The following is an 8,249-nucleotide window of genomic DNA, read 5'->3' on the forward strand; positions in this document are numbered from 1 at the left end:
GTCGAACGTAGGACATCTCCTAAATTTTCACTGGTTCAAAAAAACATCAACCGGCGCTGAAATGGCCGGTTCACGGCACTTATACCTGCCGAAATGTCGCATTCGAACCGGCTGGGACGTGGGTTTCAGTTGAAAAATCTCATGCCGATTCGGCATAGGGTAGGCGTTTACGGCATTAGACGGCGCTTCCCCGCATCGGAATAGTTGCGCCTTTTTCGCTGCCAGAGAGCTGTAAATGCTCGCTCGCGGGGACCTTATACGGGGGTTGGTGCAAGACGGCTTCGCCATTGAGCGTTGCAGTTCATGCATCGGCCTGAGTCAAACGCAAGTAAGGGTAAAGATATGAAGAAGGCAAAGCTTAGCCTCGCCTGGCAGATCCTCATCGGTCTGGTTCTGGGGATAGCAATAGGTGCACTGCTCAACCACTTCAGCGCTGAAAAGGCCTGGTGGATCAGCAACGTCCTGCAACCAGCAGGCGATATCTTTATCCGTCTGATCAAGATGATCGTGATCCCGATCGTAATCTCCTCGCTGGTCGTCGGCATCGCTGGCGTTGGGGACGCGAAAAAACTCGGGCGTATCGGTCTGAAGACCATCATTTACTTCGAGATCGTCACCACCATCGCCATTCTGGTCGGTCTGGTGCTGGCCAACGTGGTCCATCCGGGCAGCGGCATCGACATGAGCACCCTGGGTACCGTGGATATTTCCAAGTACCAGGCCACTGCTGCCGAGGTTCAGCATGAACACGCGTTCATCGAAACCATCCTCAACCTGATCCCGTCGAACATCTTTGCGGCCATGATGCGCGGCGAGATGCTGCCGATCATCTTCTTCTCCGTGTTGTTCGGTCTCGGTCTGTCGAGCCTGCAATCGGACCTGCGCGAACCTCTGGTGAAGATGTTCCAGGGCGTGTCGGAAAGCATGTTCAAAGTCACCCACATGATCATGAACTACGCCCCGATCGGCGTGTTCGCACTGATCGCGGTGACCGTGGCCAACTTCGGCTTCGCCTCCCTGCTGCCACTGGCCAAGTTGGTCGTCCTGGTTTACTTCGCCGTCGCCTTCTTCGCCTTCGTGGTGCTGGGCCTGATCGCTCGCCTGTTCGGCTTCTCGGTGATCAAGCTGATGCGCATCTTCAAGGATGAGCTGGTCCTGGCCTACTCCACCGCCAGTTCCGAAACCGTGCTGCCGCGCGTGATCGAGAAGATGGAAGCCTACGGTGCGCCGAAAGCCATTTGCAGCTTCGTGGTACCGACCGGCTACTCGTTCAACCTCGACGGTTCGACCCTGTACCAGAGCATCGCGGCGATCTTCATTGCCCAGCTGTACGGCATCGACCTGTCGATCAGCCAGCAACTGCTGCTGGTGCTGACCCTGATGGTCACCTCTAAAGGCATCGCCGGCGTACCGGGTGTGTCCTTCGTGGTGTTGCTGGCCACTCTGGGCAGCGTCGGTATTCCGCTGGAAGGCCTGGCATTCATCGCCGGTGTCGACCGCATCATGGATATGGCCCGTACCGCGCTGAACGTGATCGGCAACGCCTTGGCCGTGCTGGTCATCTCGCGTTGGGAAGGCATGTACGACGACGCCAAGGGCCAGCGCTACTGGAACTCCCTGCCGCACTGGCGCAGCAAGGAAAAGCTGCCGGTTGGTGAAACCTCCAGCAACTAATGCCCGCTCCCACAAGAGCCCCCAACAAACCCCGGAGAAATCCGGGGTTTGTCGTTTCTGCCTACCCCGCTATCATTCGCCGCATCTTCCGGGGGATTTGACTGATGCTTAATGGCCTGTGGCTTGGCTTCTTCATCGTGGCAGCCGTATCGGCGCTGGCGCAGTGGCTGATCGGTGGTAACGCCGGGATCTTTGCGGCGATGGTGGAAAGTATTTTCGCCATGGCCAAATTGTCGGTCGAGGTCATGATCCTGTTGTTCGGCACCCTCACCCTCTGGCTGGGCTTTCTGCGGATCGCCGAGAAGGCCGGGATCGTCGAGTGGCTGGCCAAGGCGCTGGGGCCACTGTTCCTGCGTCTGATGCCGGAAGTGCCGGCCGGCCATCCCGCCATCGGCCTGATCACCCTGAACTTCGCCGCCAACGGCCTGGGCCTGGACAACGCCGCCACACCGATCGGCCTCAAAGCCATGAAGGCGCTGCAAGAGCTCAACCCCAGTGCAACGATCGCCAGCAACGCGCAGATCCTCTTCCTGGTGCTCAACGCCTCCTCCCTGACCCTGCTGCCCGTGACGATCTTCATGTACCGCGCCCAGCAAGGCGCGCCCGATCCGACGCTGGTGTTCCTGCCGATCCTGCTCGCCACCAGCTGCTCAACCATCGTCGGCTTCCTGAGCGTAGCGTTCATGCAACGCCTGCGCATCTGGGACCCGGTGGTGCTGGCGTACCTGATTCCCGGCGCCCTCGCCCTTGGCGGCTTCATGGCACTGCTGGCGACGCTCTCGGCGACCGCGCTGGCGAGCCTGTCATCGGTCCTCGRCAACGTGACGCTGTTCGGCTTGATCATGCTGTTTATGATCATCGGCGCATTACGCAAGGTGAAGGTCTACGAGGCATTCGTCGAAGGCGCCAAAGAAGGCTTCGACGTCGCCAAGAACCTGCTGCCATATCTGGTGGCGATGCTCTGCGCCGTGGGTGTGCTGCGGGCGTCCGGGGCGCTGGACTTCGGTCTGGACGGGATTCGTCACCTGGTGGCGTGGGCCGGGTGGGACACACGCTTCGTCGATGCGCTGCCGACGGCCATGGTCAAACCGTTCTCCGGCAGTGCCGCCCGGGCAATGCTGATTGAAACCATGAAGACCGAGGGGGTGGACAGCTTCCCGGCGCTGGTGGCGGCGACAGTCCAGGGCAGTACCGAAACGACCTTCTATGTCTTGGCGGTGTATTTCGGCGCGGTGGGCATCCAGCGTGCACGGCATGCAGTGGGCTGTGCGCTGCTGGCGGAGCTTGGCGGGGTGCTGGGGGCCATCGGGGTTTGCTACTGGTTCTTCGGCTAAACGAAAACCCTGTGGGGGCAAACCCACTCCCACAGGGTTCAGCGGTGGCTTCAGGGCCTCAGCGGCGGCACGACTTTCTGACCCTGCTCCACCGTCCAGGCCACCACCTGTGCCGTCAACTGGTCGCTGGCCTGGCCGAACCCGGCGACCACCGCCGGCACCTTCACATCGCTCAACGGCTGACGCACTTCAAAGCGCCGACTGGCGAGGATGCGCTGGTCATACCCACGCACCAGCAATGCATCCAGCCGCACGACCACGCTCGCCGTCGTGCCTTGGTATTCGGTCTGGAACGCCTGCAGATTGCCGCCCAGCTCCAGGTCCGCCTGCAAATTGCTGTCATCGGTGCTGAGCAACGGCACCCGACCGTCACGCTGGAAACCATCGAGCAGACGATTGCGCAGCAGCACCGGCGCCGGGTCGCTCCAGCGGGAAGCCTTGTAGCTGCTGATCAGGTCACCTTGAGGGATCACGGCGATCTTCGGGTTGTTCAAGGCTTCGCTGGTCTGCGGCTTGGCCAGCCGCAGCGACCAGTGCAGCGCCGTGCTGTGATTGGCCGGTGCGCCGCTCTGGGCCGAGGGCAACCGGTAGACATCGGATGGCTCGGACTTGGGCAGAATCGAGCAGGCACTGGTCAGGGCAAAACCGACAGCCAAGGCTAACGGGATCAGCTTCATGGCGTGAACTCCTTGTTCTTGTCACTGCCCAGCAGGTAACCGCTGGGGTTGGCCTCAAGCCGCTGGGAAATGGTGCGCAGCGAGCTCAAGGTGTCGCGCAACTCACGCACTGCCGGCGCCAGGCCATTKAGGCCCTGCATGCCGTTGTTGAGGGAATCCTGATTAGTGGTAAGCAATGAGTTGATGGTCGCGCTGCTCCGTTCCAGGGACTTCATGGCTTGCTCGGCACTGCCAAACATCTGCTTGCCCTGATCGTTGAGCAGGCTGTTGGCGTTGCGCATCAGCCCAGCGGTTTGTTCGAGTGTGGCGGAGGCCTGTTTACTGATCGACGCCAGTTGCTGCATGGCCTGGCCGATGTCGCCGCGCTGGTCGGCGATGATGCCGGTGGTTTGCTCCAGATGCTCAAGGGTCTTGCTGATGCGCTCGACGTTTTCCGAAGAAAACATCTGATTGGCGTTCTGCATCAACACGTTCACACCGGTCATCAGATCGTTACTGTCGCTCATCAAACGGGCGATAGGCGAGGGTGATGCCACGATGGTCGGCAAATTGCCGCCCTTGCCCTTGAGTGTCGGACTTTGCGGTGTACCACCGCTGAGCTGAATGATCGAGGTGCCGGTGATCCCGGTCAGCGCCAGTTTGGCCTGGGTGTCTTCCTTGATCGGGGTATCGCCGCCCAGGCGGATCCGCGCCAACACCCGGCGTGGATCGTTCGGGTCCAGGCGCAGCGTCACTACGTCGCCGACCTTGATCCCGCTGTACTGCACGGCGCTGCCCTTGGACAAACCGCTGACCGCCTCGTTGAAGACGATTTCGTAATCCTTGAATTCGGTGTCGACGCTGGACTTGGCCAGCCACAGACCGAAGAGCAGGGCGCCTGCCACCACTATGACGGTGAACAGGCCGATCAATACGTGATGGGCTCGGGTTTCCATGTCAGACCTCGTTGAGCTGGTTAGCGGCCGTCAGCGCCGCGCGGCCGCGAGGGCCATGGAAGTATTCGTGAATCCACGCGTCGTCGGTTTCCGAAACCTTGTCGATGGCATCCGCCACCAGTACTTTCTTTTGCGCCAGCACCGCCACCCGGTCGGTGATGGTGTAGAGCGTATCGAGGTCGTGGGTGACCAGAAACACACTCAAACCCAACGCGTCGCGCAGGGTCAGAATCAATTGATCGAACGCCGCCGCGCCAATCGGGTCGAGACCAGCGGTGGGCTCGTCGAGAAACAGAATGTCCGGGTCCAGCGCCAGCGCCCGGGCCAGGGCGGCGCGCTTGATCATGCCGCCAGACAGTGAAGCAGGGTACTTGTCGGCCGCCGACAACGGCAATCCGGCCAACGCCAGCTTCACCGCCGCCAGGTGCTCGGCATCGGTACGGCTCAGGCCGGCGTGTTCGATAAGGGGCAGGGCGACGTTCTCGGTCACTGTCAGCGAAGAGAACAGGGCGCCTTTCTGGAACAACACACCGAAGCGCCGTTCGACCAGCGAGCGCTCGTGCTCCGACAAGCTCGGCAAGTTCTTGCCGAAGACCTTCACCAGCCCTTCGCTGGGCTGGCGCAAGCCGACGATACTGCGCAACAGCACCGATTTGCCGCTGCCGGAACCGCCGACCACCGCCAGAATTTCGCCTTTGTACAAATCCAGGTCGAGGTTCTCGTGCACGCTCTGGCGGCCGAAGCGATTGCACAGCCCACGGACTTCGATCACCGCCTCGGAAGGCGCTCGGGGTAGACGACTCACCAGCCCATCTCCATGAAAAACAATGCGGCCACGGCATCGAGGACGATCACCACGAAAATCGACTGCACCACACTCGACGTGGTGTGCGCGCCGACGGACTCGGCGCTGCCGCTGACCTTGAAGCCTTCAAGACAGCCGATGGCGGCGATCAGGAACGCAAAAATCGGCGCTTTGACGATCCCCACCAGGAAGTGCTGAACACCGATGTCCGATTGCAGCAGCGACAGGAACATCGCCGGCGATATATCCAGCGACAGCGCACACACCACGCCACCGCCGACAATCCCCGACAACATCGCCAGGAAGGTCAGCATCGGCAGCGCCACCAGCAACGCCAATACCCGCGGCACCACCAGCAACTCCATCGGGTCGAGGCCGAGGGTGCGGATCGCATCGATTTCTTCGTTGGCCTTCATCGAGCCGATCTGCGCGGTGAACGCACTGGCGGTGCGGCCGGCCATCAGGATCGCGGTGAGCAACACGCCGAATTCGCGCAAAAAAGAAAACGCCACCAGGTCCACGGTAAAAATGCTCGCGCCGAAGCTCGCCAGCACAGTCGCACCGAGAAACGCTACCACGGCGCCCACCATAAAGGTCAGCAGGGCGACGATGGGAGCGGCGTCGAGGCCAGTCTGCTCAATGTGCGCGACCATCGGCGTGAGGCGCCAGCGCTTGGGACAAAACAGCCCGCGCGCGATGGTTTGCAGGATCAGGCCGACAAAACCCAGCACCTGCAGGGCGTCCTGCCAGACCGCATCGACCGCACGGCCGATACGGGTCAGCAGTTGAATGCCGACGCTGATTTCCGGCTCTTTGATCGGTACGCAGAAATCAGTCAGCGAGCAATACACCGTCTGCAGCAAGGCGCGATCGGCGGAGGAAAGGGTGCAATCAGGGTGTTCGGCGGACTTGCCCAGACGCTCGGAACCCAGCAACTCCACCAACAGCGATGCACCCGCCGTGTCCAGGGCACCGAGGCCGTTGAGGTCGATGGGGGTGTTGTTGTCGTATTGGCCACGGAGCTTTTCGCTCAGGTGGCTGAGATCGGCGTAATGAGCGAGCGTCCAGTCACCCGTGACCTGCCGGGGAAATTCTGCTTGTGGGTCCAGGCGCGGTAGCCTTCCTTGCGCCCGCCGTGGATATCCAGAGGGATGCGGTCGACCTCTTTACCGTTGAACATCCAGACGTGATAAATCCGCTCGTCCAGCCCCCGTGGGGCATTGATCGCGGTGTAGGCGTACAAACCGTCGCCACGAATCTGCTCGGCGCTGACTTCTTCCAGGCTCTTGCCGGGGGTGCGGTCCTGCATTTGGGTGCTGATCGCCACATCGGTCATCCACAGGGTGGCCGGCGGAACCCAGGAACGCAGCACCCAGCCGACAGCGCCGATGCCCACGGTGATGCTGAGGATCGCCAACGCATTGCGCACGGTCCRAATCGGGAAGATCGACGCCAGACTGGGGAACGACAGCACCATGGCGATGCCCAGCGCCAGTTTGAAGCTCTGGGAGGTGGTCAGGTGCAGGATGACGGGCAGGGCGGTCAGCAGGGCGGCGAAGAGGGTCAGGGTATGCAGCGCCAGGAACGCCCAGCGGCGCGGCGCCAGCCATTTGTAGTAGAGCGGGTCGGTGATCGAGATCAACGCCGCCATGCCCAACAACCCCGTGAAAAACAGTTGGCCGCTGTTCCAGGTGGTGGTGATGAAAAAGAACGGCAGGACGAAGAACAGGCTTTCCTGATGGATCATCTGCGTCGCATAACGCAGCAGGGGCTGGGGTATTTCGCGCTTGAAGACCTTGGCGAACAACTCAGTGAGGCTGTTTTCCAGCATCAGCCAGACCCAGCTGACCAGCATGATGGTGGTGATCCAGGTCGCCAGGCTTTGTTGGCGATCCACCAAGATGAAGCTGCCGACCCCGGAAATGAAACCGCCGAGCGCGATGACCCCGGGGTAGCGCTTCATCAATTCCAGGATGCGCTGTATGTACAGGGTCAGAGTCGGCATTCGGCGGTTCACAATAGTCGTGGGAAAAATCCCCGACAGGGTACCGTCCGAGGGGGCCTGTGGCGAGGGTTCCGGTTACGTTGACCAACCCCAAACCCTGTGGCGAGGGAGCTTGCTCCCGCTGGGTCGCGAAGCGGCCCTAAAACCACCCACCGCGTAATTTCAAGTAGATCTCCGATACCGGTTTACGGCTGCTGCGCAGCCGAGCGGGAGCAAGCTCCCTCGCCACAGGGAAATAACTACTTTCTGCGGTGAACACGCCAACCCAATGCCCCAAGCACCATCAATCCAAATACCCCGGCAATCGCCCACATCAACTGGTCATAACTCACCAACGGCTTCTCGATCCGCAAATACCCCGGTTGCAGCAGCAACTCACGCATCGCCTGGTTCGCCTCGGCCAGCGTCACTTCTTGCAGTGCCTTGGCCGGGTTGGTGAAATGGCCGTCCTCGTAGTCCCCAAGGGCGCTCCAGTAGTAATCCGCCAGGGCGCTATTGCCTTGCACGGCCCAGGCCTGACGGGCGATGGCGGCCTGCTTGAGGCGGGCGAAGGTGGTGGCGTCGAGACCGTCCTTGAGCAAACCGGCTTTGAGCTCATCCAGCACCTGTTCAGCTGCCGGCACGTCGCCGCGTTCAAGGTCGGCGTTCAGGCTCATGAAGCCCACTCCGCCAAACACCTCACGCTCGGCCGAGGGCCCATAGGACAACCCATGGACCAGGCGCAGTTGGCGATAAAGCGCCCAGTCCAGGTAGTCCTTGAGCAGATCGAACGTTTCGTCGGGCTGGTCTTCCTGCACCGGTTCCGGCACCAGCCAGTGC

Annotated in this window: 8 protein-coding genes; 2 read left to right on the forward strand and 6 right to left on the reverse strand. The window is 61.3% G+C overall.

Going from position 1 to position 8,249, the window contains the following annotated elements:
• The first annotated feature begins 342 nt into the window (after nucleotides 1-342).
• Entirely contained in the window at nucleotides 343-1,674 is a 1,332-nt protein-coding gene (gene gltP / locus AC1DLB_RS17810) for a glutamate/aspartate:proton symporter GltP (protein WP_018927284.1), read from the forward strand.
• Nucleotides 1,675-1,778: 104 nt separating this feature from the next.
• Entirely contained in the window at nucleotides 1,779-3,008 is a 1,230-nt protein-coding gene (locus AC1DLB_RS17815; protein ID WP_477785369.1) for a nucleoside recognition domain-containing protein, read from the forward strand.
• Nucleotides 3,009-3,058: 50 nt separating this feature from the next.
• On the opposite strand, the gene AC1DLB_RS17820 is transcribed toward AC1DLB_RS17815, so the two are convergent.
• From AC1DLB_RS17820 to AC1DLB_RS17845, 6 genes are all read right to left on the reverse strand, one after another.
• Nucleotides 3,059-3,685, reverse strand: coding sequence for an ABC-type transport auxiliary lipoprotein family protein (locus AC1DLB_RS17820; RefSeq protein ID WP_019651219.1), 627 nt, complete (start codon nucleotides 3,683-3,685; stop codon nucleotides 3,059-3,061).
• Nucleotides 3,682-4,620: an MlaD family protein gene (locus AC1DLB_RS17825; protein WP_018927287.1), complete on the reverse strand. Its 939-nt coding sequence runs from the start codon at nucleotides 4,618-4,620 to the stop codon at nucleotides 3,682-3,684. Before AC1DLB_RS17825 ends, AC1DLB_RS17820 begins: the two co-directional genes overlap by 4 nt.
• A gap of 1 nt (nucleotide 4,621) precedes the next feature.
• Nucleotides 4,622-5,425, reverse strand: coding sequence for an ABC transporter ATP-binding protein (locus AC1DLB_RS17830; protein ID WP_018927288.1), 804 nt, complete (start codon nucleotides 5,423-5,425; stop codon nucleotides 4,622-4,624).
• On the reverse strand, nucleotides 5,422-6,534 hold the full coding sequence (locus AC1DLB_RS17835; RefSeq protein WP_477785372.1) for an MlaE family ABC transporter permease: 1,113 nt from the start codon (nucleotides 6,532-6,534) through the stop codon (nucleotides 5,422-5,424). The genes AC1DLB_RS17830 and AC1DLB_RS17835 overlap by 4 nt, the downstream gene beginning before the upstream one ends.
• Nucleotides 6,456-7,430 carry a DUF5924 family protein gene (locus AC1DLB_RS17840; protein ID WP_477785370.1) on the reverse strand — a complete coding sequence of 325 codons (975 nt, stop codon included), beginning with the start codon at nucleotides 7,428-7,430 and terminating at the stop codon, nucleotides 6,456-6,458. Before AC1DLB_RS17840 ends, AC1DLB_RS17835 begins: the two co-directional genes overlap by 79 nt.
• A 239-nt stretch (nucleotides 7,431-7,669) precedes the next feature.
• Nucleotides 7,670-8,249: insulinase family protein (locus tag AC1DLB_RS17845; RefSeq protein WP_477785371.1), on the reverse strand; the 580-nt coding region annotated here is incomplete at its 5' end.

The organism is Pseudomonas sp. 05N434 (genome assembly GCF_056396965.1).